This is a genomic window from Lyngbya sp. CCY1209, assembly GCF_055795065.1.
Map to the genome: position 1 here is coordinate 1 of NZ_JAYFER010000248.1, position 665 is coordinate 665.

1 protein-coding gene is annotated in these 665 nt (G+C 53.8%); it reads right to left on the minus strand.

What is annotated here, in order from left to right; genetic code table 11:
• The coding region (locus tag AC0QHF_RS06605; protein WP_324703401.1) for a bifunctional DNA primase/polymerase at nucleotides 1–629 on the minus strand (629 nt) is incomplete at its 3' end.
• Between the last annotated feature and the right edge of the window lie 36 nt (nucleotides 630–665).

Below are 665 nucleotides of genomic sequence, written 5' to 3' on the forward strand. Positions count from 1 at the left end.
TGCAGCCGTTCGTATGTCCCCAAAAGGTCTTGGGCGACCTTGATCGCGTCGTCACCGCGCTGTCCGTCTGGCGACCCTGATTCGATCAACTTCCGGGTTTCTTTCGCAAGGCAGATGGTTAGGGGAATGTCGTCAGAAGTGATGCTGTTGAGCAGTGGAGTTTCTGTCCGCGCCGTGCCGGATCGCATTTTCTCTATTATCCACCGGGGGGCGTCGGCGATCGCTGTCTCCTCTGGTGATTTAATCCAGTAGTATTGCCCGGTTTCGGGATGAGCTGACGGTGGCAAAACGGACTGGCATCCGTCCCATCGTAATTCCAGCAACACCTCTTTGCCGTCCGCCCCGGTTTTTTCCGTTCTCAGCTTTTGGGTTTTGATGTCGTGCCAATATTTGTCCGATATTTTGTATAGGTATTGTGCGCGGCCATCTTTTCCACTTGTAAAACTGACAGTCGCGGGCAATCCCCCCAGCGACTCAGCCAGTTCGTGGGCGGCTTCTCCGTCACAATCAACCGCTACAATTCCGCCACTAATTTTTCCTGTTCTGAGTCCGTAGCCCCGAGCCTTCCCGGTTTTGATGTCTTCGATAATGGTGGCGCGATCGCATGGTTTCTCCTGTTGCCAATTCATCCTGTATGCAGCTTTGTTCCCCTTAACGGGGGTGAG